Here is a 24,904-nt window from a genome sequence, read left to right as displayed (position 1 = left end):
CAGAACGTGGCGTGCGGATTTCCCGCACCGACGCTCTTCGACAGTTGGTTCACAGCACTGCAAGCGCTTGCAGCTCCCGATAAGGGAGGCGCAGCTTAGGCTTCAGCAACGGTGTCCGTTCTTTGATTTGGTTGAAGGCGTCCCAAGTGAGGCGTCGGCCTGCCCAGCTGCGGCTGCGCAGCATTCCGCGCCAGTAACGCTCCACGGCCCGATAGACTTTTACGAGGCTCCGGAGATTTCCGGCGACGCCGTAATAGCCATAGTGGCCGCGCAGGACGAGGTTGATTTCATCGGCCTGGTCACTGATCTTGTAATGCCGTATTTGCCGCATCAGCTCCTGCAGAGACATAAGGCTGCGCTTTAGCCGAGATTTCTCGGTGCGCATCCCAACCTTGAAGTTGCCTTTTTGGTTTCGCGTGCAATAGAGCGTCAGCCCCAGAAAGTAGATTGTTTCCGGGCGGTTTCTGCCGCGTTTGCCCGCATGTCTTTGCGCGAACCGACCAAACTCGACCAACTTGGTCTTGGTCGGCTCTAGAGTGAGGCCGAACTTCCCCAACCGAAGACGCAAGGCCTCCTGTACGCGGGTGGCGTCCGATCGATATTGGAAGCAGATCACAAAGTCGTCGATATAGCGCACCAGTCGGGCTTCGCCCCGCAACCGACCCTTCACCACGCGTTCGAACCAGAGGTCGAGAACGTAATGAAGGTAGAGGTTGCTCAAAAGCACACTGATCGATCCGCCTTGTGGCGTTCCTTGTTCGCTCGGGTGCACCGCTCCGTCTTCCAGGATGCCCGCTTTCAACCAGCGCCGGATCAAGCTGATCAGGCGCGGATCACCGACTCGATGTTCGACAAACCGGAGGACCCGATCATGATCGAGACTCCCGAAGAAGTTCTTCAAATCCGCCTCCAACACCCAGCTGATCATGCCGCCGGCGATCACCTCATTGAGGGTCGCCAAGGCATGATGGGCGCTGAGCTTCGGCCTGCCGCCGAACGAGCAGGGTAAGAAGTCCTGCTCGTAAATAGCGGCCAGCACCTCAGCCGTGCTGCGCTGGAGCGCCCGGTCGGCGACAGTTGGAACCCCGAGGGGGCGCTTCTCCGTCTTACCGGGCTTGGGGATATAGACCCGCCGAATGTTCGGCGCCCGATATCCCTGGCGATGGATGGATTGGAGCATTGGCCCTATCCAGTCCTCGAAGCTCTCCTTCGCCGCCTCCACCGTCTGTCCGTCCACCCCGGCGGCGGAGCGCTTCGGAATCTGTAATAGATTCTTTTGCACTCGGTCGCGCGTGATGTGATGGGTTAACGAGGTGAAGCGAAGATTTGTCTCGCGCCGAGCTTTCACTGCTATTTGTTCAAGTTTCGTTTCCATGGTCAGCTGATCTTCTCTTTGCATAGAAGGCCGTAACTCCCGTTGAATGGAGCCCATGTCGCCCAAGAACAATTCAACTACCGCTGACCGCTTCCCCATGTGGCCGGCTCTCCCGTCCTCGGAGTACTATCGGTCAGTCTGACTTCCACCCGGTCGTCAGACCCTTCTCACCTCAGCGGCTTGGCAGGTCTTACAAGCTTGCGCTTGAACCGGATGGATCTCCCTTGTTCACGCTGCTTCCTTTGATTGCATGCTGGCGGTACGAACCCCGGGAGCACCTCTGACCGCTCGCGTTGTCGCGGCCTGCGGTTCCGCCTTCCCCTTTGAGAGACAGGGTCGGCTACTCCGATCACGTTCGATTTCGGGGCTATTTTCCCGTTCACTTCATTCCGGCCTACAACCTCCCTGTCTACGCTTCGCAACGGCCGTTACCGGACGCCACGCAAGACTCGGTTCGCGGCTGCTCGCTAGGCTTTGCCGCGGCCGTCATCTCAGACGGCAGACTTCAACGCGCTTGCAAGGCGCAACCCTCACAGACCCGGACGAGCGGATTACCCGCATCCGGTTCTTCACGCGTAAGCTTCGCTCACGAGACGGCATATTGGTGGACGATCTTGGCTGTCGGCAGAGGGTGTCGCGCGAGCATGGCTCGGAAGCGCGACCACGGCAGATTGCTGTGGCGACCACGCCGCGCGAGCCATTTCTTCCATATCCGCGTGAGCTGGTGGTGATACCATCTGATCCGTCGGCCGTTGCCGGAGATGCCGTAGTAGGCGCAGTGCCCCCGGATAACCCGCGACAAGTGCGCGTGCTGTTCCCGGAACGGGCGATGCAGGTTGAGCCGACACCATTCCGTCACGGAAGCCAGCGCGCGGGCATAACGGTCTTTTGCCGTTATCTGTCGGACGACATTCTTACCCTTCCTCGATTGACCCCATACATGGGTGAAGCCAAGGAAGTTGAATGTGGTCCCCGCCGTCGCGGGATGACGCCCACCGGGGCGTTTGAACCGGAAGTCTACGAAGCGGGTCTTGGTCGGATGGAGTTGAAGCCCGTACCGACCGAGCCGCTTACCCAGCACATTCAGCAATCGCTTGCCGGACAGATGGTCCTCGAAGGCGATCACCGCGTCATCAGCGTATCGGACCAGTTGGCATCGCCCCTTGAGCCGCGGTCGCGCCCCCTGCTCGAACCATTCATCCAGCACATAATGCAGGTAGATGTTTGCAAGCAGTGGCGAGATCACGCCGCCTTGGGGCGTTCCACCAGTCGTGCGGCGCAGGACGCTCTTTTCGAGCACCCCCGCCTTCAGCCATTTATCAATCATCCTCCGGACGATGCCGTCCGCGACTCGCTGATCGAGGAATCGGCGCAGGTGCGTGTGGTCGATGGTGTCGAAGTATTTCGAGATATCGACGTCCACCACCCAACGCAGCCCTTGCTCCATGAACCCATTGCGCAGAGCGTGTAGGGCATCATGGGCCGATCGTCCCGGTCGGAAGCCATACGAGCACGACAAGAAGTCGGTCTCGTAAATCGGCTCCAGCAGCAGGAGAATCGCCCGCTGTGCCACCTTGTCTTCCAATGTCGGGATGCCGAGTGGCCGTTCGGTCCCATCCGCCTTCGGGATGTAGTGCCGTCGCACCGGCGGCGCGATGTAACGTCCGGATTTGATGCGCGCCAGGAGATCACAAAGATTCGCCTCCAGGTTCGCTTCATAGTCCGTCGCCATCATGCCATCGATACCGGGCGCGCCATCCTTGCGCGTCAGGCGATAGGCCTCGAGCATCCATTCACGGTCGATCAGGTGATGCAGCGAGGTCAGCACCCGCTTGGGATTCTTCCTCGCCAGATCGGCTATCCATTGTCGTTTCGTGGACAGGTTCGTGGGACTCAGCGTTCCCTCCCGTGTTTCTCGTCAATGGGTCTTAACGCGTGGCGGCTCCCTTCCCTCGAGCGGGTCCCGGTGAGCCCAGTTCCCCGCCTTCCTCGGTACTATGAAGCCGCTACGACTTCCCGCCGCGCGTGTCCGTCGGCTTATGTCTTCACCTCGGGATTCCACATGCCTTGGTGTTTTCGTGTTCGCGTGCGCGCTCCCGATGCTCGCCAAGTCGGTCATCAGGCCTGGAGCGTTGCTGTGGCCGGTGCTCCGTGCCGGCTTTCCCATGTGGGCACAAACGGGACCTCTCAGGTTTCCTGGTGTCCCATCCCGTACCTTTGCCCTGCTCAGAGACCCCGGCCGAACCGGTCAGCCTGGCCATAGCGGCTTTCCCAGTGCTGCCCCCGGATCCAACACGACGAAGGCTTCAGCACGACCGTGATTTCGAGGCTGGTCACAGGGCTTCAGTACCCGCTGTCTACGCTTCACGAGTGACGTTGCCGTCACCCATGCAAGACTCGCTTCCGGCTGGCGGGCTCCGCCTTTGCCGGGAGGGCGTCGAACCCTCTGGGGCACGTTGAAAGGTTTCAGATTACATTCTTCCTCCTTTCCAGGACTTGTCCTGACGCAAGCTGGTCACACTACAGACGCAAGTTCTACGAGCTGCATGTTGCGGGGAGCTCAGAGGTGGCAACGGCGACGGTCGAGCGGATGGCGAAGCTCTGGCAGGTCGAGAAAACCGTGCGCGGTCAAAGCCCCGACGCACGCGTCGCCGCGCGCCAGCAAGCCTCCGCGGCGATCGTCGCAGATCTCTTCGACCTCTGGCAGCAGACCTTGCGGCGGATCTCCGGCAAATCAAAACTGGCTGAGGCGATCCGCTATGCCGTCTCGCGCCGCGCCATCTTCGAGCGCTTCCTGGCCGACGGCCGCATCGAGCTCGACTCCAACATCGTCGAACGCGCCATCAGGCCACAAACAATTACGAGAAAGAATAGTCTCTTCGCTGGCAGCGACGGCGGCGGACAAACCTGGGCGACTATCGCAACACTGCTGCAGACGGCGAAGATGAACAACGTCGATCCGTTCGCCTGGCTCGCCGTAACGCTTCAGCGTATCGCCAACGGTTGGCCGAGCAGCAAACTCGACGCGCTTATGCCGTGGAACCACGCCGCCTAACGGCCTCAGCTTGCCGCTTACCCTCCATCACGACTTGGGCCTTAAACTCGTCCGACCAGCGTCGGCGAAGCTGCCGCGGCGCTCCCTCAAGACGGTCGGCAACCGCTTCGATCATATGGAAGGTTCTAGTTCCAGAACTAGGCACAGACATAGAAGCGCACATCGGCTCACAAACTCAGCAGCCGATAGCCGATTGCTCACCTCCTGCGCCAGACGGGGTCTCTTTGCCGTGAGCAAGGTCGATGTAGCTTCTCAAGGATTGCGTCTGCCGCAGCAGTCCAGCGGAAGTGCGGGCAGGTGGCGTTGTATGCCGAGACGAAGTGATCGATTTTCCGAACGAGTTGCTTAACGTCGGAGAAGACTCCGCGGCGGATCGCCTTGTCGGTGATCAATGCAAAAAAGCGCTCCGCCTGGTTAAGCCAGGAACTGTGTCGGAATGAAGTGCATGTGCCAACGAGGTCTGATCGCGAGCAGGCCTTGATCTTCGGGTGATTGTGGGTCGCGTAATTGTCGATGATACAGTCGATATCCAGTCCCGTGGGAACCGCTTTATCAATCTCGCGCAGGAACGACAGGAATTCCTGACGTCGATGACGCGGCTTGCATCTGGCGAGTACCGTCCCATCAATCACATTCAGCGCTGCGAACAACGTGGTGCTCCCGTGGCGCTTGTAGTCGTGAATAATCCCTTCGACGTAACCGAAGCCCATCGGCAGCATTGGCTGCGTACGCTCTAGAGCCTGACATTGACTCTTCTCATCCACGCAGATCACCAAAGCATTGTCGGGCGGGCTCAGGTACAGCCTGACGACGTCGCGCAGCTTCTCGATGAAGAACGGATCCTTGGACAGCTCTAAGCCTTCGGAGCGATACTGTTGCAAGCCGAACGTCTGGAAATAGCGCTGTACGCTGGTCTTGGAGATGCCAGTTTCGGCAGCCGCGGAGCGAACGCTCCAATGTGTGGAACCATCAGATGGCCTGGTGTGCAGCGTCGTCCTAATCAGCTGAGCTACGCGTTCGTCATCGATCGTTCGCGGCGCACCTGGGCGAGCACCATCGTACAGGCCGGCCACGCGCCGTCTGATGAAGCACGATCGCTACTTCCCGGCCGTAGCACTATTGGTCAGCTGCATCCGCAGCGCGATCGCATTATTGGGCTCACCATCTGCGCTACTTTGCGCGCTCGACTGCTGAGCGCCGCGGGGAGCGAGCAGCTACGCGCAAACGCTTGAAGCTGCGAACGCTCCTGATCCGACAACACAAGCTCTGCCTTCGGTCTACCTATCGTCATCGGCATCTCCATCGAAGAGACCGCGAAAACCATGCAGCATTAATGCCATTTATTTGCGGGACAGGACACTAGACCAATGGGATGGTCCGGCCGTGATCCCGCCCCGCCAGTAAACGAAGCTGAAAAGGGGCGCCAAAGACAAGGAGCCACACCATGTCTACACCAAACACTGTGATCGCCGTGATTGGCATCGATATCGGCAAAGACTCGTACCACGTCGTGGGTCACGACGCGTGGCGCCATCGTGCTGCGGCAAAAGTGGTCGCGCGGCCAAGTGGAAGCGCTGCTCGCCAATATGTCGCATCGCCTCATCGGCATGGAGGCCTGCGTCGGTGCACATGACCTGAGCCGCAAACTCGAATCGCTTAGTCACGATGCCAGACTAATGCCGGCCAAATCCGTCCGCCCCTACAGTAAGGGACAGAAGAACTACTTCAATGATACCGAAGCGATTGCCGAGGCCGTGCAGCACCCGACGATGAAGTTTGTCGCGACCAAGACCGCCGAGCAGCTGGGCATTACATTGGGTGCGCGAGCGACTGGTGTCGCAACGCACGGCATCAACCAGATTTGCGCCTTCATGCTGGAACGCGGGATCGCCATGCGACAGGGCATCGGCTTGCTACGCACAGAACTACTCACCATTCTTGCGACGCGCACCTGGCAGTCGATTGGCGCCGGTTGGATCAGCGCATCAATGACCTATCCGAAGAGATCGAAGCTGTTGCCCGTCAAGATCAAGCCTGTTCGCGCCTGATGACAGTTCCTCGCATCGGGCCGATTATTTCGAGCGCCATGGCGGCTGCGATCGGCACTGGAGACGTATTCTCCAAAGGCCGCCGCGACTTGGCGCCTGGCTTGGACTGGTGCCCAAACAGATCTCGACTGGAGACCACACGATCCTTGGCAAAGTCTCGAGGCGTGGCAATCGCTACCTGCGCGTTCTATTCGTGCAGGCGGCATGGGTGGCGCTGTCAGGATAAAGAGTTGGGAACGTTACGGCTTTGCCTCCTGGATCGAAGCCGCCAAAGCTACTACACCACAATGTGCTCGCTATCGTGCTCGCCAACAAACTTGCCCGCATCGCCTGGGCTGTGCTTACCAAAGGACGCGCCTTCGAGATAACCAGGATCGGCGATGCAGACACCCGACCCGCTTGACGCCGCAGTCAATGTTGTCGAGTCGGCAGAAAGTCCGCATTTGCGCAATCTTCGTTTCGGGTCAGCAATGCCTGTCACTATGGGATACTGAACGGCTCAGTTGAATTAATTGCTTGGAGGTAGTATGGACTAGGTTTACTGACGTGAAACAATTGGACCTATTCGTGACACGCAACGATCTTGACGCGAGAATTGGCGAGCGCATTCGAAGCCAGCGAAAGCGGATCGGCCTCAGTCAGAAGGGGCTCGCGAGTCGACTGGATATAGTATTTCAGCAGTTACAGAAGCACGAGAATGGCACGAGTAGAGTGCCAGCGAGTCGACTTTACGAAATTGCTCGTGCACTGAACACGCCCATCTCACATTTCTTCGAGGTCAGCGCAAGTGAAACGCCCCGACGGGAGTCGGCCCTCTCGGAGGTTTCCGAAATAGTCGCCGCGCGGAAAGGCAAGTTGGGAAAGCAGGTCCTTGAGCTCGTCAGGGCCTTCATGAAAATCGACGAAGGTGCTCGAGCGGACATTGTTTCGCTGGTCGCAAGGCTATCGAAGTCGAAGGGTAGGCGATAGAGGCAGCATGCATCCGAAACAGGCTAAAATGGTTAGAGCTTAACCGTTAGTGCTTCGGTTTATCATCCAGGACGCGCATAATGTGTTGGTCGGCGGCCCGACTCCCAAAGCCGGCAACATGTGCTTCCTTCGTGTCTAGCGCGATCTCGCGCAGACCGGCGATGAAGCGTTGATTGAACAACTCCTTTGTTCGCCGAAATGTAATTTCGGGAAACTCACTGAGGGTTTTCGCTCGCGCGATGGCACTGTCCACTAAGCTCTTCGAATCTACCACCTCATTAAGCAATTTGTGGTCCGCTGCCCACGAAATCGGAATGGCCTCGCACCCATAGATAATATCGGACATCGCCGCTCGACCCAAAAAGCTCTCAAGCATATAGCCGCCAATCGTGCAGGCGAAACCATGCTTTAATTCCCACATAAGCAACTTGGTCTCTAGCGATCCGACGCGCCAATCGCAAGATAACGCGACCTGGAAGCCGATCCCTATTGCGTATCCGCCGATTGCAGCGACGGTCGGCTTGGTGACGTTCAGTATGGTAGAGTAGAAATCGATCATCCTATCGATAAATCCCTCAACCTCCGCGCGTTCGGAAAGTCGAATCACCTCGTTAAAATCACCGCCAACGCAAAAGGAGCGGTCGTTTCCTCCAGTCAATACTAAAGCCCGTATCGCTGAATTATCCTCCGTCTCATGGCATATTGATCGCACGGCCTTCTCGAGTTCCAGACTCATCGGATTGTTAGCGTTGCCGTGATTGAACCGCGCGACCAAGACCGCGCCTCGATCTTCCGTTTTCAGGATCGTCATAGCGTCTCCGCCTGATTGTATCAGCTATGTCGCAACTCGCTCACGAAGAATTCGAGCGTTGCTCTTACATCTATAGTGGGCATTTGTCCAACTTTTATGTACATCTATGGTAAGAATTATCTTCTTGGCACAGCAGCGACGACGCGGCAAGATGCTTCCTTCAAGCGCTCCAACTTGAAAGGAGAGTCCGATGCCCCTTCCGGCTCCAGTCGAACGAGAATTCCTACATCGCCGGACAATAGAGGCGTGCGGGTACCGCCGATGCGATCAGCTGTGGGACATCGAGGCCCGCCTGATTGATTCAAAAGCCAACATGTATAGGAATCCTTGGCGTGGAGAAGTGCCTCCGGGTGAGCCCATGCATGACATGTGGCTGCGGCTGACGGTTGATTCCAGCTTTAGAATCCATGCCCTCGCTCTCGCGAGCGACAAGAATCCTTATCCGGCGTGCTCCGAGGCAGTGAGCGCGTTCGCGCCGCTCGTAGGTCTCAAGATAGAGCCCGGTTGGAAAAAGCAGTTCAGAGAGCAACTCGGCGGAGTTGCAAGCTGCGTTCACCTTACCGAACTCCTAGGTGCTATCGCCTCAGCAGCATTCCAGACCATTTTGCCCGTCCTGTATGATGAAGGAGCATTCAGCACGCAACCTCGACCGGGATTGATCGATAGTTGCGTCGCATATCGCCGCAATGGCGAGGTCGTGCGGCAACTTTGGCCAAACTTGCCGGCGGAGTAATAGTGCAACTCGGGAATTTCAGCTTCGTGTTAACAACACGCGGCGAGGCTGACTGGCGTTTTAAGTCGCATGGACCGTTCAATGCAGGGGCTCGGAGCTCGCCCGGCACCTCGATGCAACTCGTTGGGTACGGATAGCTCAGATCGCATTTGGCCGGCTGGAATGTTTGAACCTCCTCCGAATGGCTGGACACCTGTAGTAGTAGGCTGCTCTGAGAGCCCGGAGGTGTCGGATGCAAGAGCATCAACGTCGGTCGTTTACCGAGGAGGACAGCGGCAGGCCTGAGCTGGTGGTATCGAGTGGCCGGTCGATCACGGCGGTCGGCAAGGAACTCGGCTGCGCGATTCGGTGCTGCGGCGCTGGGTGGAGAAGCTCCGGCAGGAGCCGGCATCGGCGACGCGGCGCCCCATTACGCAGGCGGCGCCGATGCCGGCGGACCACGCTGCCGAGATCGCCCGGCTGCGCGAGGAGAACGAGCGGCTGCGCATGGAACGGGACATTTTAAAAAAGTCGATCGCGATCTTTGCCAGAACTCGGACAAGAGGTTCCGCTTCATCGAGGATCATCGCGATGCCTACCCGGTAAGGCTGACGTGCGCCGTCCTCCAGGTCTCGGCGGCCAGGGATCTTCCCACGAGAAAGTGGACGGCGTTAGGCGGGTTTTTAGCTCCATCTCGATCGAGGCGATATACGCCAAGGCGGAATGGAGCCTTGTTCGGTTGTAGAAGCCCTCGATTGAAGGGGAAGAGATCACGCTGGGCATCGCCACGGATCCTTGTAGTTGCGCTGATACCCTCCACGATCGGGATGCAGGTGATATCGGCGAGCCAGACCCGGTTTGGAGCTGGAGCCGTGAAATCGTGCACGATCAGGTTCGGAGCGACCGGCAGGTCGTGGGAATGAGTGAATGAGTGGCTATGCCGCCTATAACAAGCTCGTGCGATCCGATCGCGGCCGGCCACAAACAATTACGAGAAGGAATAGCCTCTTCGCTGGCCGCGCCCGGCGGCGGACAAACCTAGGCGACCATCGCAACGCTGCTGCAGACGCAAAAATGAACAACGTCGACTCCCTCGCCTGGCTCGCCCTAACACTGCAGCGTATCGCCAACGGTTGACGGAGCGGCGAAATCGACGCGCATATGCCATGGAACCACGCCGCCTGACGGCCTCGGCTTGTCGCTTACGCTCATTCGGAGGAGATTCAGTGAGCGTTCGGCTATCGGCTGCTGAGTTTGTGAGCCGATGTGAGCAATCGATCTTCTTTTTGTTTTTCGGCGTGCTACGCTTTTCGGCATGGATCACTGTCGGGGTCAGGGCGGGGTAGCGCTTCTACTTTCCGGTCGGCGGCAGGATGCGAATCTTGCGTACATAATCTCAAGAACAGCCTCGTCAGGATTGCCATCGCAGTCTCAGACTTCGATGCGATGAAACCCACTGACGGCAACCTCGTCCATTTCGTCAGTGATCCTGTGACCCACGTCTCCAGCCAAGCTGGTCGACGCAAGTCCTGATCAGGAGAATGAGTTCCGATCTCCTATGCTGCGCAAAATAGCTCGTAGTGCCCTCTCGCGATCACCGAGATGCATCGCCCCCAATGATCCAAGCGTTGCGTAGACTACTTGAGATTTTCTAAACCGACGCACATTTCCCTCTTTCGATCGGATCCGTATTCTCTTAAACGCCGCCGTCCCGTTGAATTTTTTCCGGGCCAGGACCTAGTGGCCGCCACCCAGCGCGCCCCTCGATTGTAATGGCGAGGCTCGAATGCATCAGGATGCCGCAAACCACGTGCGACCTGAGGCGACGCGCCCGCCCACTGTTTATGCTCTTAGTGATGCCGATCGCTTCTGACTTTTCGCGTCGATAGCTGAACTCGGTTGTATCGTGCAGCACAAAAACGATGCCTCCGGTATCGGCGAGACGTGTCGATTGGAAATCGATCGGCGAGAACGTCCGCTTCGCTGCCCCGGTCGTTAGAGAAGAAGCCATCTTCGAAAACGTGCCGGACATAGACGTATCCTAGGACTAGGCGCCGCTGCTCCGGCTAGCTAATGCCCGTGTCCGGTCAAAACGGGGGCAGTTCACCTTGGTACAGTTCACCTTGGTATTTGCCCAATCCTGGCAGACGAGTGTATGCTTTGTCCCACGGCGCTTCCAATCCGCGTAAGCCGCTTGCGGAATCTGCCGTTGGGGGCGCGCGTCCCTAAATTCGCGGGCCAGGTGCTCAGAAGGGAGTCACAAGTGATTCTTTGGACTGAGATTTCACCGATCAGCCCGAGTGGTCAAAGTTATAGGTGGTGAAAGTGTCCTCGGAGCCTTGTGTCGCGCCTGCAGACGAAACTATGTTAAGTGTTGAGTGATATCGGCGATCGTAGCTGCCAAAAGTGCGACCGATGTCTCAATATCCAACTCTGCTACCTCGGCCTCTGCATAGCGAAGGAGATCGAGAATGCTAAGGAGTTGCGTCTGCCGTGGATTGCTGACCATGGATTGACCGCGGTCCCGCGCGTCCCCTTCTTTAACACATTGCTCCTCTAGCCAATAAGGGAACTTGACAGTGGTCGCTCGAGGAGCTGAAGGACTTCCATCGCTCAGGCTGTAGTCCACCGGTATCAAAAAAATCGGAATATTTCTCGTTGAACTACTCTCAAGAAGGCGTTGACACGTCTCCAATACATCTGCGATCGGCGGCGAGGCAATAAGGATGAGATCCGGCTGATGTTGGGCGGCCAAAGAAACGGTATGCTCGAACTCGGCCGGAACCACTTGAATCCTAGATTGATCGACTGCTTGCCACAATTCTGTTAAGTAAGGTCTTGCGGCCACTACTAGCGCCATCGGCATAGGTCGCTCCGGCAACAACGCGCGTTCAATTGAAGTTGAGCAAGTGACCGCATTGGCATTCCATTAGCGGGCGTAAAGATGTTTATCGGTCGTGTCATGTGCAGCCTCTTGAATTCGTGGATCCGAAGAGCTGTCAGTATCTCTGAGCGTTTAGAGCTCGCCGCTAGCCATTATTCTAACGATCTAATATCGAAGCGAGCGCTTCTACGATAGAAGATACAGCAAACGAGATGGGAGTCCCCTACCATTTCTGGCGGGAAGCAAAGCATGGCCCTTTTAGGCATATTACCTCGATCACTCACCCTAGGTATCACGAAACGGGACTTGGAATTGGGGCTCCTCCCGCTGCTCCGTCTCAGAGTTAGCAACGCTGCGGATTTTAAGTGTTTTCTCGACGATCTTCGTGACCTTCAAAAAAACGCGATCACGCACGATCAGGATAGGTAGATCTTAGGGCTCGCGAAGCGCAGGCCGAACTCGCACAACCGCTCGATCCCAAAGCGGGCCTTCGTTGACGAGACCGGAGCATCGATCAACTGTAAGCGTAGCTCTGAGGCCCATTTGATTGGTGCTTGACGTCTATTTTGAGCGCGTGGTGCGCCGGCGCGGATATTTCCGACAATGCGTTGACGGCGGCTTCGAGCGCCCTCCGGTCGACGACGTTGGGATCGAACTGTTATAGCCTGGCGCACCGCCGACATCTTCCGGAGGACAACGGCCGGCGGCATCAAGCAAGACGCGAAGTCCCTCCGTTGTCGTGTTGTCGAACCACTTTTCGAGCTTGATCACGTGATCCAGCTGTCGCCGAAGTCGTAGAGATAATGGATCGTCTTCGCGCCGATCTCTTGAACGATATTGGAGAGCCATGTCTTGCGAGCATCGAAGGGCCGAGAGCCAAAATCTCCATCGGGATCAGGGATACCCAACGTCCTTCGCCGGCTAGGAACTCGAAGAGATGGCTATTCGTCCAGCCAAACGCCGCCTGAAGCGGTCGGATTTCTCCGTGCCCCCCGCCCAGATCCGTACGTGCGGAACTACCGCATACGGCTCCTGCCTTGGGTCATGACGTATACCTTGGGTTGGGATGCGGATGACATGCGCGGACTTTCGGGATGTATCGCCCAATGAATCGTCGGAACCTTTCCCAGGTCATGCGAGAGCGCTGGCCGCGTCGACGAAGCGAGCGCAGCCAGGCCCGGCAAACCTCGGCGCGGAACATGCCGAGCCGCTTCAGGTTCCCCGGGATCGCGTGGTAGTTCAGGTATCCCTGCATCACGCGACGGAGCCAAACGCCGGTCTCACCGATAGGCGGTGAGCGTCATGCAGAGACCACACGCTGAGGGTTGATCTGGTCGGCTAGGAAGATCTCGCGGAATGGTTTGTCGCGAGGTCACAATGTCCAAGGATAGTCGTAAGGATAGCGATAAGGATAGGCATATGCCTATCCTCGAACACGGCGCCGACACGCTGCAGCGTGTCGAGATCATCACCGGGACGGGCCGGCGTCGGCGCTGGTCGACCGATGCAAAGGCGACGATTGTCGCGGAGAGTTTTGCGCCGGGTGCAAGCGTGTCGGCGGTGGCGCGGCGACACGACATCAGTCCAAGCCTGTTGTTTCTCTGGCGTCGCCAGAGCACGCCGGCGCAGGTCGCGGAGCACGGGGACAGAGGCATGCCACTGGCTTTATCCCGGTCGCGATCACCAGCTGTGGCGGCCAGAGGGAGGAGCCGGCGACGATCGAGATTGAGGTCGGCGCGGTTCGTATCCGTGTCAGAGGGACAGTCGACCGGCAGGTACTGTGCGAGGTGTTGGCGGCGGTCGGGACGGTTGGTCGATGATCGGGCTTCGAGCTGGGTTGTCGATCTGGATTGCGACGCAGCCGGTCGATTTCCGCCGCGGCATGGACTCGCTGGCGATGCTGGTGAGCGAGGCCTTTGAAGCCAATCCGTTCGACGGCGGACTTTATGTCTTCCGCTCCAAGCGCCGAGATCGCGTGAAGATCCTGACCTGGGATGGAAGCGGCCTTGTCCTTTACTACAAAAGAATCGAGGGGCAGTTCACCTGGCCGCCGATCAAGGAAGGCGTCATGTCGCTATCCCATGCTCAGCTCTCGGTCCTGCTCGATGGCTCGGACTGGAAGCATGTGCCGATGCGAGCTGTGGATCAGCCGGTACGAGCAGGTTGATCATTATCAAGAGGCGTTCGTCACTCACGCAGAGTTGTTGTAGAATCACTCTGCATGAGTGATTTGCCTTCCGATCCAGCATTGCTCCGACAAACCGTGATGGCGCTTTCGTCACGGCTTGCGGCGTTGTCGGAGGAATGCAGCACGCTGGCGACCGCGCGTGATGCAGCGATCGCCCAACGCGACGCTGCGATCCAGGAGAACGACAAGCTCCTGATGATCCTGTCCCAGTACAAGCGCACGATCTTCGGTCCGCGCTCCGAGACACTGGATATCGGACAGCTGTCTCTCTTCAGCATCAGGGCACAGGCGGCTCATGCCGCCGCCAACGACGACGTGACCGGAGGCAGGCTGCCTGACGGAGCGGAGGGCCGTGGAAAGCGGCCGGCACGACGCAACCGGGGGAAGCTTCCGGAGCATTTGCCGCGCATCGATGTCGTGATCGATATCGAGGGCCACATCTGCCCCTGCTGCGGCGAGCAGCTGCACAAGATCGGGGAGACCGTCAAGGAAGCGTTCGACATCATTCCGATGCAGTACCGGGTCAAGCGCACCGTGCGTCCGCGGTACGGCTGCCGGGGCTGCCGCCAGGGTGTGGTACAGGCACCCGCGCCGGCCCAGGCGATCGACGGTGGAATGGTGACGGAAGCTTTGCTGGCCCACGTCGCGGTCATGAAATACGGCTACCAGCTGCCGCGGTATCGCCAGGAACAGATGTTTGCCGCCCAAGGCATCACGCTCGACCGGCAAACGCTAGCCTCGTGGATGGGCCGCGTCGCCTGGTGGCTGAAGCCGCTTCACACGCTGTTGCGCCACTCGGTGATGTCCTACCCGCGGCTGTTTGCCGACGAGACGCCGCTGCCAGTTCTCGATCCCGGCCGTGGCAGAACCAAAGTCTGCCAGCTCTGGGCGATCGCCACCGATGACCGCCCATGGGGCGGCCCTGCGCCGCCAGCGGTGGTCTACGTGTTCGCCGAGGATCGCAAGGCGATCCGCGCCAAGCAGCTGTTTAGAGATTATAACGGCATCCTGCAGGTTGACGGTTACGCCGCTTACAAGGGGCTGATCAAGAACGGCGGCCGTCTGGTACAACTAGCGTTCTGCTTCGCGCATGCGCGGCGGAAGTTCTGGGACGTCCACGTCGGGACGAAATCGCCGATTGCCGCGGAAGCGCTGCAGCGGATCGCGATGTTTTACGCCGTTGAGGATCGCATTCGCGGTTTGCCGGCGACGCGGCGAGCTGCGGTGCGACAATCCGACATCAGACCGCTGATCGAGGACTTCAAGCCCTGGCTCGAGGCGCGGCTGTTGGAAGTCTCGAAGAAGTCCGGTTTGGGCAAGGCCATCCGCTACACCCTCAACCATTGGGACGGCCTGACGCGCTTTATCGATGACGGACGCATTGAAATAGACAACAATACGGTCGAGCGCAGCATCAAGCCGATAGGGCTTGGAAAGAAGAACTATTTGTTCGCGGGCAGCGAAGGCGGCGCCGAGACATGGGCCATTCTCGCGTCGCTCATCAACTCGGCAAAGCTACAAGATATCGACCCACGGCACTATCTGACCGACGTTCTCGAGTCGTCCGTGAACAAGCCTCTAAGCGATTGAGCGGGAGTCTGTTTTTCGGATGCGGAGGCATCTGAGATTGCAGGGATTGGGGGCTTGAGAAGCCCAAACCCTGCAATTTCGTTTTATGGATTTCCCTTCGCTGCGGACCATGATTCTGTGTTGCATCGGAGGGGGACGATGCGGCCGAAGAAGCATAAGACGACGGGATCGAACGATCTGTTCCGGGCACGGCTGGACCAGATCATCAACATGAAGCACGAGCTGGTTCTGCTCGCTGGCAAGGTCGATTGGGAGTGGATCGACGGCGAGATCGCGCCGCTCTACAGCGAGAACGGCCGGCCCGGGATCGAGACCCGCTTAGGGCTGTCGATGTCAAGTCAACCGTAAGCAAGAGTGACGGCCGGCCTTGACCGCCCCTGCGCGCGACGCGATCGACGTCCTGCGGGCCTGGACGAAGGAACGGCCCCCTGGTCCGAACAAAGGAACTACGCAATATCAGGAGCAAGCGATGACATAGCCGCATCAACCGTCTCCAGCCGAGGTCTGCGAGAAGACAAGACAAAATGGAGGATCGGTCTTCCGAGCGTGTGCGGTCACTGGTGACCTAAATGGCCCGTTCGAGGCCTGTAGACTAATCAGAACGCACGCGTGCTGATATCCATGATGGCCCGGAGCGCAAACGCTCCAACCAGACGCCGGTTACATTGATGCAAGACCGCCGCCGCCAATTCGACGAATCTTCTCGCAACGCACGGCCGGACCATACATTAAGGTCACACGCTTCGCGAATTACTTCGCGTCACGCGAGACGGCGCCCGTCGGATGCGTACTATCCAGTAGCGGCGAGACAGTTTTGACATTCCTCGGGTGAGAAGCGTTCAATAGCATTAGCTTGCAAGATATCAGGCATGGTGCGCGCGGCAGCGGCGCGCAACAGCGCCTTCAATTTGGAGAAGGTCCATCTCGATCGGGTTGAAGTCCGGATTGTAGGGCGGGTGATAGAGCAGGCTTGCTCCGACGGTCTGAATGGCCTCTCGAACGCCATGGACCTTGTGGGCGGGCAGATTGTCCATGACGGCGGTGTCGCGCGGGCCGCAGCGATGGGGCGAGTTGCTCGACATAGGCCAGGAAAGCGTCGCCATCCATCGGACCGTCCAGAACAAGCGGCGCAATCAACCGTCGAAGCGCAATCCAGCGGTGAATGTCGTCGTCTTCCAATGTCCGTGTGGGACGGCCGCACGACATCGCTCGCCGCGTGGCGAGCGCCCGTAAAGCCGCCATTTTAGTGTTGGCGCTGGTTTCGTCGATAAGGACGAGGCGCCTAGGGTCAAGATCGATAGCCTATCAGCGACACAACACCACAAGCTCGTGCTGCCCACTGAATTGCGCGGCGGGCCACGAATTGTCTCCGCCGACAGAACCGTTCTCAAGCGTGACGGAGCGCTGACGCAATCGCCTCAACGTTTGGCTGCGTCTCGATATCCAATACGAACTGGATGAGTTCGTCCGCGCGTACGCTCGATAGCCCGCTGACAGCACGAAACTTTTCTATTACGCGTTCGTCATCGTATGCTGTATCAGCCGTCCACGGATCGCCAAGCGCGAATTCCGTTTCCGCTTCAAAGCGTGAGCCGTCGCGCATCATGATCGCAGCGCGCGCGGGCATATTCCGCCACTGTCCGCGTACCAGGTGGGTTGAGAACGCATTTGCGGGGCCCCAATGTTCGATGCTTACTTTTTCTCGTAGCGTTCTAACATTTTGATCATCGTCTTGCGCCGGGTCTAACCATGCCGAGCCAACGGGAATTCCGAGTAGTATCATTGCCACAGCGTGCGGAATGCTCCACTGACGCGAACAAAACGTGCGCGGGGCAGGATTTCTGAAACGCGGAGTGCATACCAAGACGTTAGTGCCGATAACGACCCGTTCAATTTTCTGAACGTCAATATTCGCCTCGCTGATGGCTTTAACGAGCGCAGTCAGCGGATGATGCGTCCAACGACACATCGGCCATGGTTTGTAAGTAATATCGGCCAGCATCCAGCGCGCACCAAAGCCGCCGACCAGGGCATCCGGATCGAAATGGTCTGTACCGCACATTTTGATCAGGCCGCGATCGCCATCAAAGATACTGGAAAAGCCGGTCGCGCCAAGCGCTGCGGACCGCGCCGCAAAGACGCCGGCAAGTGCCGCCCAACCCGCGTCAGCGTATTTGCAGTCCGGCAAATCTATTGTCGAAGCTCCCCACATTCCCGTCGTCGGTAGTGGGGTATTCGAACCGGCTATGCCAAGCGTTTGCCGGGCCAAAGTGTCGTCCTGTGACTCCAGTTGGATCGCCACACCTGCTGCCGCGAATACAACCGACGCAGAGCAACTGTAAAGGAGCGGAAAGCCGGTCAGGCAGCCCTCCGTGAAGAGCATAGGCGGTCCTAATGCACTCGCCACACGCCCACCCAATTCATATCCCGTGATCATAGCCTGCAGGAAACGCGAACCCGTCACTTTATGTGACTCCGCTAGCGCAAGAGCAGAAACGACGGCAGTTGCGCCAAAGTGATGGCCCGCCGGAAATGTCTCATCAAGATCCATACAGTTCGCGAGACGGCCGTTGGCATATAGCGCGCCCGCAAGGCTCGCCCGCTCTTTGCGCCCCACCACAGAGGCGACGTTACCGTTTCCCAAGAACTCAGCCGAGCCGTATACGATCGGCGCCATACGCGTTCGGGTCCCGGCCATCATGCAGCCGATCGAATCGAGCAGAAGAAGACGAGCGCTGGCCTTTATGCTAGCTGGCACATCGCCAAGATCGAGAGTCGAGGCAAATCGAGCAAGAGCGCCGGTCAGATCGAGAGAGGTATCTAGCATCAAAGACTCCTAAGTGAGCGGCTAAAGCGTCGCGCTGATGCAGCATCGCTGCTTTGGACCCCGCGTAGTGTATCGATGGGAGCGCATCGTCACGTCATGATCCAGGCTCGTGATACTACCAATTTCGAGAGCGACCTTACGGCCTGGTAGACCGAGTGTACGACGCCCGACGATCGTCCATCGGGATCGTCTGGAGGTTCGAAGAGTAGAATAGTTCGTTCCAAACGATCCCTGTTCTCCGTGGCGACTCACGATCGACGTATCGGCGCAGGGTGATTGATGACGTACCGGTCTCACCGCTTCTGGGGTTCATCCGTGACCTGGCCCCGCGGCCAACTCGCTCGACGCGCCCTGCACCCATCAAAGTTGTCCATGAGCAAAGACGCAAGAGATTCTCTTCGGTCAATCAAGCGGCTCTCAGCTATGGCTTTAATCCGTTAGACGTTCTGTCGCCATGCAGTAACATGCGCCTCAGATAGGCAGAAACCCGAGCGCAGAGCGGAAGCGGTTCTTGATGTACGCCCCGTCGCGCGATGGCAGAACGAGCGTGGGTTTGTTGGCTGCGATCTTGATGGCAGCGAACTTCACCCCATATCGGCTAGCGATCTTTGCGCGCAAATCGTCAACGCCGTCGAGAGTAGTGATCTTGTCAGCCGACGCGAAGCCGCAGGCCTTGGCGACTTGCTCGAGCTCTAGCCCACGACCGGTATGGGTCTCCTGCATCCCAGTCTGACCGAAGTGGCCATTGTCAAGAATGGCGACCGTCAGATTGGAGGGTTTACGGATGGCGATAGTTGCAAGCGCCCCGAAAGCCATCAGCATGTCTCCATCGCCGGTGAGCACAAGCACCGAGTGATCAGGTCGCGCCGTTGCAAGGCCGAGACCAATCGTGGCGGCGCTGCCCATCGCCCCCCAGAGATAATAATTGTTGTCATGGTCGCCCGCGGCCATGACATCGCACGCGGCCCAACCGATACCGCCTACGACCAATAGTCTCTCCCGACCGGCAAGTAGCCGAGCTACGACCTCACGGCGATCGAGGGCACCGTCATGCGTCACTTCACTCATTTCTTTTCTCCGAAAAGTCGCTGTCCAACCAGCACGGCGCACGCACGGTCCCCATCGAATGCCATGGTGGCAGCGCCGTGCAGAAGCGGCGCGACATCTCCGGGATCGACCGCATGCCAGGTAAGGACGTTCATTAGCTCCAGCGCCTTTTGAGTCGCCCGTCCCATGGGGTTCTGCCACGGATTGTACTCAGCCCAATCGCCGCGCATGGTAACGACCATCAGAAGCGGAAAGTGCGTATTGGACTGGAGCGCCAGCATGTTGATGCAGTTGCCGACGCCGCTTGACTGCATGAGCAGCGCGCCGCGTTCGCCGCCCAGCCACGCTCCGGCCAAGTAGCCGATGCCTTCCTCTTCCGTCGTCAGAACCACTGCGTTTATCTCATCGTCCGCCTCGGCCAAGCGGATCGTCATAGAATGCGGAGTGTCCGGAACGTAGACAATGTGCTTCACGCTATGCCGCTTTAGTACACGGAAGATATCTTCTTGCCACGTTTCATGTCCGACCACTGCTGCACCCATAAGTATTGCTCCTCCGGATCGAAGTTGACTTTCTTCGAGAGACGTCGCTGTCGCGCCAGCATTTGGTTCTGCTTTCCTAATAACGTCACTTCAACCATGCCAAGACGAGCTATTCGCCCCACGTCGGACAATGCGCGTCTCGGCGCCTGGCGACTCTTGGCGATCTTTCGAAGCAGATCGACAAATGCCCTTGTCTCTTCTTCGAACTCAGACATGTGTTGCTGTTTGCAATACTAGGCTACGTTTGGGAAGCGCGCCGCGCAAGCTGGTGCTCCTAGGACCGTACTGTGTGATCGAAGTCCGGCCAACTACCGGAATTGAGAGCGCCAATGGCTGCGCCAAAATGTCAATAGCACCATTTGGTTCGGGCGAACCGCAAAGGCATTATGAATCATAACGGAGCGCTGGAGAAAGTGCGACAGTCGCTGTCCGCCGCTCAATCGCCTGTGAGCGCTAATTGCCCTTCGGGGCTTCAGGTTTGCCTTGCCCGGTTTGTGCGGCCGCGCGTTGTCATGGCGTAGCCGCGCTTACCACCTTAGGCCCATACAGGGCAGCACTCATTTTCGGGCGAGCAACCTACCAACGTTGGTGATTGGTCGTGCGGTCGTCAACTATTAGCATCTCTCCAATCGCAAGGAGGCCCGGATGCAACATCAATCACAATTTCTCTCGCGAACGGCCCCGATAGACTCGCCGGCGGGTTGTCTGTCGAAGTGCAGTGTTCTGAACTCTACTCCATGAAAAACGCTCCTGCACATGGTATCTATTGCCGGCTCTCAGGTACAAGCCAACGCCGAAAGCACACTCGCTGGGTGTTCGACGCATGATAACGTCTTCGTTGGATAGCGCCAGTTCTTACGTCCATTGCGGCGTCGATTCGGCGGAGGATGCTGTTCGCCGTGAAGCACAGCAGCTCATCTAGGAATACTCCATGATGCTCAGTATGCCCGCGACCTAGTGCGGATTGTGAGTAACGAGCAATTCCAATAATGACGTATTGCCTGGACGACTTTCAGTCGACCAGCCGATCTGGACGCAGACGAAACTGCTTGGAAGGAGGAAATATGAATCAGATCGTACCGAGCTATCGTTGGGCGAAACGGGCACACGATTCTGTCGCCCCTAGCGCGACGGCGCGCGGCACTCTCATTGAGCTTGGTGGCGGTTATGATTTTCCCGACACGCTGCCAGACATTGTGTCCGAAGCAATGGCGGCAGCTGAGTTGAAGAGTGAGACACTGCAATATGGTCCGCTCTACGGGCTGGACGACCTGCGTGACGCGATTATCGAGCATCTCCACCGGGATGGGGTCGCGTCGACTCGAGAGAACCTCCTGATCGTCAATGGCGCCAAACAGGGGCTGGAGCTGGCCTGCCGGGCTTTCCTTGATCCAGGCGATTCTGTGATCGTAGCCGCTCCCACCTACCTGAATGCCGTCAAAATCCTCAACAATGCCGAGGCACACTTCGTTTCCATACCGCAGGATGGAGAGGGTATGGACACGGAGATCCTGCGGAACCGGCTGCAAGCACGGTTCGATGCCAGCGAGCGAATGCCCAAGCTGCTGTTCGATATGCCGGACTTCCACAATCCAACCGGTATCGCAATGTCGGCTGCTCGCCGTCAAAGGTTAATCGAGCTGGCCACAGAGTATGCCTTCGTCATCATTGAAGACGATCCCTACCGCCGGATCCGGTTCGAGGGGGAGCCGGTGCCCCCGATCAAGGCCTTCGACACGGGCGGCCGAGTGATCGGGCTAGGCACCGTCTCAAAAATACTAGCGCCTGGGCTGCGCATCGGCTGGGTGAACGCCGACCCCGCCATCATCCGCCGCATGGCTTCGCACAAAGCCGACGGCGGCACCTGCCCGTTGCTGCAACGAATCGTTGTCCAGCTTCTTCGCAACGGCAAGATGGACCAGCACATCGCAAGACTCTCAAGCGTTCTTCGTGTGCATCGTGACAAGATGATCGACGCGATTCGCGAGCATCTTCCCGGTACATCGGTCTGCACGCCGAGCGGCGGCTATTTCCTTTGGGTGCGGCTACCCGCCGAGATTGATGCGGACGAATTGGTGCGGCGCGCTACGAAGATGGGCGTAGCCACCCTCTCGGGTCGATTATGCTTCGCCGAACAACCGCCAGGCTCATTCCTGCGTCTCGCCTACAGTTTCAGCACGCCCGCCCAGATTACAGAAGGCATTCAACGGTTGGGTCAAGCCTACACCGCGATGCGGTGCGAGGTTGATGCAATACCAACCGGGTTCTCCGATCATGAGCGGCTTCGCTGACCATCGTCACCACGTCTCCGAAATTGCGGGACACAATATCGAGCCTCTCAAACACAATTGTGACGTAAATATCCATGGCGGACGAAGTGACCAGCCAGACTTCAGATTCCGCGACGGTCTGGTCCGACGATGAGGCTTGGCATCTAAACGGTGACTGTGCTGCGGAGCCAGAAATGTTCCGCCTTCGCGCTATCACCGATGAAGTTGGACACGACCAGATTTCGTCCGCATCTTGATAAGAGATCGTGCACGTACAGGAATAACTTCGCTTAAACGATGAACGAAAGAAGTGGGAATTACGACATGCGTGCCGTACCAAAAGTCTCGTTTCTGCTCCTGCTGCTCGCATCATCTGGTCATTCGCATCCGATGTTTGCACGAACCACGGAATCCCTCCTCGAGTCTATGCGTAAAGCCGGAGAAGCAAAAGCGGTAATCAATTCAGCCCCACCTTTTGCGTTCGCTTCGCCTTCTGGCGAGCTGCAAGGCTATCTTATTGAGGTGACGACACTCGCTCTCAAAGGCATGGGCGTACCGAAGCTCACCGCTGTTCTGATGACGTGGGATGCCGCCATACCTGCCTTGCAAGCACACCGCTTCGACTTAGCGCCCGGCGGCCTTCTGATCAATGAGGCGCGCTGCAGAATGGTGTCGTTTTCGGCTCCTGTCACCGCGCAGCAGGATGCGCTGTATGTGTTGCCAGGAAACCCGAAGCGACTTACTGGGTACGTTCAGTTTGCACGAAGCTCCGATATTGAGCTCGCGGTCATTACCGGCTCAGCGCAAGAGGCATACGCGGTCAAGCAAGGAATCCGGTCAGATCAGCTCGTTCGTGTTCCGGATATTCAGGCGGGAATTGCCACCGTCATAGGGGGGCGGGCCGATGCCTTCGCTGCCGGGCAATTCAGTGTACCAAATCCGCAGCAAAAAGGTGTCGATGGTGTTATCGACAACACGTCGCCGGTTAGTAGCATCGGTATTGCCATCCGCAAGGAGGATGCTGATTTCCGCGATGCATTCAACAACCAACTTGACCGCCTAAGGAACAGCGGCGCGATGAAGGAGCTGTACGTTGTAAAGTACGGATTCCCGAATTGGGATACACTTGCTAAACTCACCAGGGCTAGCGACGCCGAGCCAACCTGCGAGTAAGGGGCGTCGAATGGTTGCTGTGCTTGAGTACTGGCCTTCAGTCGTGCAGGGCTTGTGGGTCACTGTTTGGGTCGCATTTTGCACTATCCTTGGTGCCGCACTTGGCGCGCTCGTGCTCGGCCCGCTGAGGCTCTCGAAAACGACAGTGATACGAATAACCGCGATGCTCCTCATCGAATGCATCCGTGGCCCGTCAGCTCTGGTCTGGCTATTCTGGGCATTTTATGTGCTGCCGCTTCTGCCGTTGCTACCACCCCTGAGTCCCATCACGGCGTCGATAACAGTATTATCGCTCGTTGGAGCCTCATACGGTGCCGAGATCGTTCGGTCCGGGATTGAAACAGTGAATCCCGGGCAAACCGACGCTTGCAATGCGCTTGGACTGAGCAAAATTCAATGTTTCACGAAGGTAGTGCTGCCCCAGGCTCTTTCACAGATCGTACCCGCTTTTGGCGGCCTGGCGAGGGATATGATCAGGTGGACCTCGATCGTGAGCTTCGTTGGCGTGCAAGATGTGCTCTATGTCGCAAACAACATTCGCACACAAACATTTGAGACCGCCACCGTCTTTTGCCTCCTTGGCGCACTTTATTGGATGCTGTGCCTTCTTTGTGCTGCCGCTTTTCGTGCGATCGAGCACATGCTCCCGCTGAATCGAGCAGCGCGAGCTGCGCGCCTCACGCTGCTAGTCGCGTGTGAGGCGAAGTCCGTTGCAGAGGTGACCCAATGACGTGGGACTGGCGCTATGCCCTGCAAATTCTTCCACACCTCATGCTAGGCGCTTGGTACACCGTCCTGGTGACGCTCGCCAGCTCAGCCCTCGCGTTGACGGCGGGACTCCTGCTTGCGATCTTGGAAAGTGCGAGTACCAAGCTCGGTCGGGCATTGCTGCATTTTCTGCTTGAACTCTTCCGGGGGGTCCCGATCCTTGTTCTACTCTACTTTGCGTTTTATGTCCTACCGGAAGCGGGGCTTACGCTTCCGGCGATGCCCATTGGCATCGGCGTGCTAGGTGTCGTCTATGCCGCGCTCTGCGCGGAGGTGTATCGAGGCAGCCTGATCACAATCCCAGCCGAGCTGCGCGACGCGTGCGTCGCGCTCAATTTGAGCCCTTATGTCACATGGCGACACGCACTCGTTCCGTTGATGATTAAACGAGCTAGCCCAGCCCTGCTCAATCACGTGTTAGCGTTGTTCCGGAATTCCGCGTTCCTGTTTGCGATCGGAGTGCCAGTGTTGATGGGCCAGGCCAACACGGCCAGTTACGAAAGCTTTCGCTATCTTGAACCCTTCACGCTTGCCGGTCTGTTCTACATGATCATGAACGTGCCGTTCCTCTATCTCCTTTCTCGGTTCAAGGATAAGCAAGCCTAACACCGCTGAACCTACTAGCGTCCTCCTTTATGACAGCTG

General features: G+C 58.0%; 22 protein-coding genes and 5 pseudogenes. 13 read left to right on the top strand and 14 right to left on the bottom strand.

Features of this window, described 5'->3' with window-relative positions:
- Window positions 1–49: 49 nt before the first annotated feature.
- Together ltrA (ACVI1L_RS24330) and ltrA (ACVI1L_RS24325) are read right to left on the bottom strand one after the other, a co-directional pair.
- The gene (gene ltrA, locus ACVI1L_RS24330; protein WP_456784019.1) at window positions 50–1,375 is read right to left on the bottom strand and encodes a group II intron reverse transcriptase/maturase; all 1,326 of its coding nucleotides are present in this window, start codon (window positions 1,373–1,375) and stop codon (window positions 50–52) included.
- A gap of 586 nt (window positions 1,376–1,961) precedes the next feature.
- Window positions 1,962–3,203: a group II intron reverse transcriptase/maturase gene (gene ltrA / locus ACVI1L_RS24325; protein ID WP_456784018.1), complete on the bottom strand. Its 1,242-nt coding sequence runs from the start codon at window positions 3,201–3,203 to the stop codon at window positions 1,962–1,964.
- Window positions 3,204–3,887: 684 nt separating this feature from the next.
- Here ltrA (ACVI1L_RS24325) and ACVI1L_RS24320 point away from each other — a divergent pair.
- Window positions 3,888–4,430: pseudogene (locus tag ACVI1L_RS24320) on the top strand (IS66 family transposase); the annotation flags it as partial.
- 197 nt (window positions 4,431–4,627) lie between these two features.
- Here ACVI1L_RS24320 and ACVI1L_RS24315 read toward each other — a convergent pair.
- The gene (locus ACVI1L_RS24315; protein ID WP_456784017.1) at window positions 4,628–5,503 is read right to left on the bottom strand and encodes an IS630 family transposase; all 876 of its coding nucleotides are present in this window, start codon (window positions 5,501–5,503) and stop codon (window positions 4,628–4,630) included.
- 371 nt (window positions 5,504–5,874) lie between these two features.
- Between ACVI1L_RS24315 and ACVI1L_RS24310 the strand changes: the two are divergent.
- Window positions 5,875–6,881 (top strand): annotated as a pseudogene (locus ACVI1L_RS24310) (IS110 family RNA-guided transposase).
- Between the two features lie 143 nt (window positions 6,882–7,024).
- Window positions 7,025–7,447, top strand: coding sequence for a helix-turn-helix domain-containing protein (locus tag ACVI1L_RS24305; RefSeq protein ID WP_456784016.1), 423 nt, complete (start codon window positions 7,025–7,027; stop codon window positions 7,445–7,447).
- A 46-nt stretch (window positions 7,448–7,493) separates the two neighbouring features.
- On the opposite strand, the gene ACVI1L_RS24300 is transcribed toward ACVI1L_RS24305, so the two are convergent.
- A complete protein-coding gene (locus ACVI1L_RS24300; RefSeq protein ID WP_456784015.1) occupies window positions 7,494–8,258 on the bottom strand; it encodes an enoyl-CoA hydratase/isomerase family protein in 765 nt (254 codons plus the stop codon).
- 190 nt (window positions 8,259–8,448) lie between these two features.
- On the opposite strand from ACVI1L_RS24300, the gene ACVI1L_RS24295 reads away from it, so the two are divergent.
- Window positions 8,449–8,991 carry a DUF2889 domain-containing protein gene (locus tag ACVI1L_RS24295; RefSeq protein WP_456784014.1) on the top strand — a complete coding sequence of 181 codons (543 nt, stop codon included), beginning with the start codon at window positions 8,449–8,451 and terminating at the stop codon, window positions 8,989–8,991.
- Window positions 8,992–9,302: 311 nt separating this feature from the next.
- Here the strand turns inward: ACVI1L_RS24295 and ACVI1L_RS24290 are convergent, their stop codons facing one another.
- A complete protein-coding gene (locus ACVI1L_RS24290) occupies window positions 9,303–9,557 on the bottom strand; it encodes a hypothetical protein (protein WP_456784012.1) in 255 nt (84 codons plus the stop codon).
- Between the two features lie 388 nt (window positions 9,558–9,945).
- On the opposite strand from ACVI1L_RS24290, the pseudogene ACVI1L_RS24285 reads away from it, so the two are divergent.
- Window positions 9,946–10,107, top strand: a pseudogene (locus ACVI1L_RS24285) (IS66 family transposase); the annotation flags it as partial.
- Window positions 10,108–10,666: 559 nt separating this feature from the next.
- Here ACVI1L_RS24285 and ACVI1L_RS24280 read toward each other — a convergent pair.
- From ACVI1L_RS24280 to ACVI1L_RS24265, 4 genes are all read right to left on the bottom strand, one after another.
- Complete coding sequence (locus ACVI1L_RS24280; protein WP_456784010.1) at window positions 10,667–11,002, bottom strand: hypothetical protein; 336 nt, start codon at window positions 11,000–11,002, stop codon at window positions 10,667–10,669.
- A 330-nt stretch (window positions 11,003–11,332) separates the two neighbouring features.
- Window positions 11,333–11,836, bottom strand: coding sequence for a hypothetical protein (locus ACVI1L_RS24275; RefSeq protein WP_456784009.1), 504 nt, complete (start codon window positions 11,834–11,836; stop codon window positions 11,333–11,335).
- Window positions 11,837–12,415: 579 nt separating this feature from the next.
- Window positions 12,416–12,625, bottom strand: coding sequence for an IS1096 element passenger TnpR family protein (locus tag ACVI1L_RS24270; protein ID WP_456784008.1), 210 nt, complete (start codon window positions 12,623–12,625; stop codon window positions 12,416–12,418).
- Window positions 12,622–12,762, bottom strand: coding sequence for a hypothetical protein (locus tag ACVI1L_RS24265; RefSeq protein ID WP_456784007.1), 141 nt, complete (start codon window positions 12,760–12,762; stop codon window positions 12,622–12,624). The genes ACVI1L_RS24270 and ACVI1L_RS24265 overlap by 4 nt, the downstream gene beginning before the upstream one ends.
- A gap of 448 nt (window positions 12,763–13,210) precedes the next feature.
- On the opposite strand from ACVI1L_RS24265, the gene ACVI1L_RS24260 reads away from it, so the two are divergent.
- The 4 genes and pseudogenes from ACVI1L_RS24260 to ACVI1L_RS24245 all read left to right on the top strand — a co-directional run.
- Complete coding sequence (locus tag ACVI1L_RS24260) at window positions 13,211–13,774, top strand: transposase (protein ID WP_456784006.1); 564 nt, start codon at window positions 13,211–13,213, stop codon at window positions 13,772–13,774.
- Window positions 13,671–14,021, top strand: a complete 351-nt coding sequence (gene tnpB, locus ACVI1L_RS24255; protein WP_456784005.1) for an IS66 family insertion sequence element accessory protein TnpB — start codon at window positions 13,671–13,673, stop codon at window positions 14,019–14,021. Before ACVI1L_RS24260 ends, tnpB begins: the two co-directional genes overlap by 104 nt.
- A 54-nt stretch (window positions 14,022–14,075) precedes the next feature.
- Entirely contained in the window at window positions 14,076–15,632 is a 1,557-nt protein-coding gene (tnpC, locus tag ACVI1L_RS24250) for an IS66 family transposase (RefSeq protein ID WP_456784004.1), read from the top strand.
- A 138-nt stretch (window positions 15,633–15,770) separates the two neighbouring features.
- Window positions 15,771–15,965: pseudogene (locus ACVI1L_RS24245) on the top strand (IS5/IS1182 family transposase); the annotation flags it as partial.
- 457 nt (window positions 15,966–16,422) lie between these two features.
- Here the strand turns inward: ACVI1L_RS24245 and ACVI1L_RS24240 are convergent.
- From ACVI1L_RS24240 to ACVI1L_RS24220, 5 genes and pseudogenes are all read right to left on the bottom strand, one after another.
- Window positions 16,423–16,931 (bottom strand): annotated as a pseudogene (locus ACVI1L_RS24240) (IS630 family transposase); the annotation flags it as partial.
- An 88-nt stretch (window positions 16,932–17,019) separates the two neighbouring features.
- Window positions 17,020–18,459, bottom strand: a complete 1,440-nt coding sequence (locus ACVI1L_RS24235) for an MmgE/PrpD family protein (RefSeq protein ID WP_456784002.1) — start codon at window positions 18,457–18,459, stop codon at window positions 17,020–17,022.
- A 471-nt stretch (window positions 18,460–18,930) separates the two neighbouring features.
- The gene (locus ACVI1L_RS24230) at window positions 18,931–19,527 is read right to left on the bottom strand and encodes a thiamine pyrophosphate-dependent enzyme (protein WP_456784001.1); all 597 of its coding nucleotides are present in this window, start codon (window positions 19,525–19,527) and stop codon (window positions 18,931–18,933) included.
- Window positions 19,524–20,048, bottom strand: coding sequence for a thiamine pyrophosphate-binding protein (locus ACVI1L_RS24225; RefSeq protein WP_456784000.1), 525 nt, complete (start codon window positions 20,046–20,048; stop codon window positions 19,524–19,526). Before ACVI1L_RS24225 ends, ACVI1L_RS24230 begins: the two co-directional genes overlap by 4 nt.
- Window positions 19,991–20,263 carry a hypothetical protein gene (locus ACVI1L_RS24220; RefSeq protein WP_456783999.1) on the bottom strand — a complete coding sequence of 91 codons (273 nt, stop codon included), beginning with the start codon at window positions 20,261–20,263 and terminating at the stop codon, window positions 19,991–19,993. The genes ACVI1L_RS24225 and ACVI1L_RS24220 overlap by 58 nt, the downstream gene beginning before the upstream one ends.
- 849 nt (window positions 20,264–21,112) lie before the next feature.
- On the opposite strand from ACVI1L_RS24220, the gene ACVI1L_RS24215 reads away from it, so the two are divergent.
- The 4 genes from ACVI1L_RS24215 (at window position 21,113) to ACVI1L_RS24200 (ending at window position 24,865) form a co-directional block, all read left to right on the top strand.
- Window positions 21,113–22,339 carry an aminotransferase-like domain-containing protein gene (locus ACVI1L_RS24215; RefSeq protein ID WP_456783998.1) on the top strand — a complete coding sequence of 409 codons (1,227 nt, stop codon included), beginning with the start codon at window positions 21,113–21,115 and terminating at the stop codon, window positions 22,337–22,339.
- Window positions 22,340–22,642: 303 nt separating this feature from the next.
- Entirely contained in the window at window positions 22,643–23,491 is an 849-nt protein-coding gene (locus ACVI1L_RS24210; RefSeq protein ID WP_456783997.1) for a transporter substrate-binding domain-containing protein, read from the top strand.
- Window positions 23,492–23,501: 10 nt separating this feature from the next.
- Window positions 23,502–24,221 (top strand): amino acid ABC transporter permease, encoded by a 720-nt coding sequence (locus tag ACVI1L_RS24205; protein ID WP_456783996.1) that lies wholly within the window; start codon window positions 23,502–23,504, stop codon window positions 24,219–24,221.
- Window positions 24,218–24,865 carry an ABC transporter permease subunit gene (locus ACVI1L_RS24200; protein ID WP_456783995.1) on the top strand — a complete coding sequence of 216 codons (648 nt, stop codon included), beginning with the start codon at window positions 24,218–24,220 and terminating at the stop codon, window positions 24,863–24,865. Before ACVI1L_RS24205 ends, ACVI1L_RS24200 begins: the two co-directional genes overlap by 4 nt.
- Window positions 24,866–24,904: the final 39 nt, after the last annotated feature.

The organism is Bradyrhizobium sp. USDA 4516, from assembly GCF_054055915.1.
Note: the sequence above shows the minus strand (reverse complement) of the source record. Positions and strands in the feature narration are given on the sequence as shown.

Bases quoted from the DNA above. Each gene is read 5' to 3' on its own strand.
- ltrA (WP_456784019.1), bottom strand. From the start codon at position 1,375: ATGGAAACGAAACTTGAACAAATAGCAGTGAAAGCTCGGCGCGAGACA.
- ACVI1L_RS24300 (WP_456784015.1), bottom strand. From the start codon at position 8,258: ATGACGATCCTGAAAACGGAAGATCGAGGCGCGGTCTTGGTCGCGCGG.
- ACVI1L_RS24295 (WP_456784014.1), top strand. From the start codon at position 8,449: ATGCCCCTTCCGGCTCCAGTCGAACGAGAATTCCTACATCGCCGGACA.
- ACVI1L_RS24290 (WP_456784012.1), bottom strand. From the start codon at position 9,557: ATGATCCTCGATGAAGCGGAACCTCTTGTCCGAGTTCTGGCAAAGATC.
- ACVI1L_RS24280 (WP_456784010.1), bottom strand. From the start codon at position 11,002: ATGTCCGGCACGTTTTCGAAGATGGCTTCTTCTCTAACGACCGGGGCA.
- ACVI1L_RS24275 (WP_456784009.1), bottom strand. From the start codon at position 11,836: ATGCCGATGGCGCTAGTAGTGGCCGCAAGACCTTACTTAACAGAATTG.
- ACVI1L_RS24260 (WP_456784006.1), top strand. From the start codon at position 13,211: ATGGTTTGTCGCGAGGTCACAATGTCCAAGGATAGTCGTAAGGATAGC.
- tnpB (WP_456784005.1), top strand. From the start codon at position 13,671: ATGATCGGGCTTCGAGCTGGGTTGTCGATCTGGATTGCGACGCAGCCG.
- tnpC (WP_456784004.1), top strand. From the start codon at position 14,076: ATGAGTGATTTGCCTTCCGATCCAGCATTGCTCCGACAAACCGTGATG.
- ACVI1L_RS24235 (WP_456784002.1), bottom strand. From the start codon at position 18,459: ATGCTAGATACCTCTCTCGATCTGACCGGCGCTCTTGCTCGATTTGCC.
- ACVI1L_RS24230 (WP_456784001.1), bottom strand. From the start codon at position 19,527: ATGAGTGAAGTGACGCATGACGGTGCCCTCGATCGCCGTGAGGTCGTA.
- ACVI1L_RS24225 (WP_456784000.1), bottom strand. From the start codon at position 20,048: ATGGGTGCAGCAGTGGTCGGACATGAAACGTGGCAAGAAGATATCTTC.
- ACVI1L_RS24220 (WP_456783999.1), bottom strand. From the start codon at position 20,263: ATGTCTGAGTTCGAAGAAGAGACAAGGGCATTTGTCGATCTGCTTCGA.
- ACVI1L_RS24215 (WP_456783998.1), top strand. From the start codon at position 21,113: ATGAATCAGATCGTACCGAGCTATCGTTGGGCGAAACGGGCACACGAT.
- ACVI1L_RS24210 (WP_456783997.1), top strand. From the start codon at position 22,643: ATGCGTGCCGTACCAAAAGTCTCGTTTCTGCTCCTGCTGCTCGCATCA.
- ACVI1L_RS24205 (WP_456783996.1), top strand. From the start codon at position 23,502: ATGGTTGCTGTGCTTGAGTACTGGCCTTCAGTCGTGCAGGGCTTGTGG.
- ACVI1L_RS24200 (WP_456783995.1), top strand. From the start codon at position 24,218: ATGACGTGGGACTGGCGCTATGCCCTGCAAATTCTTCCACACCTCATG.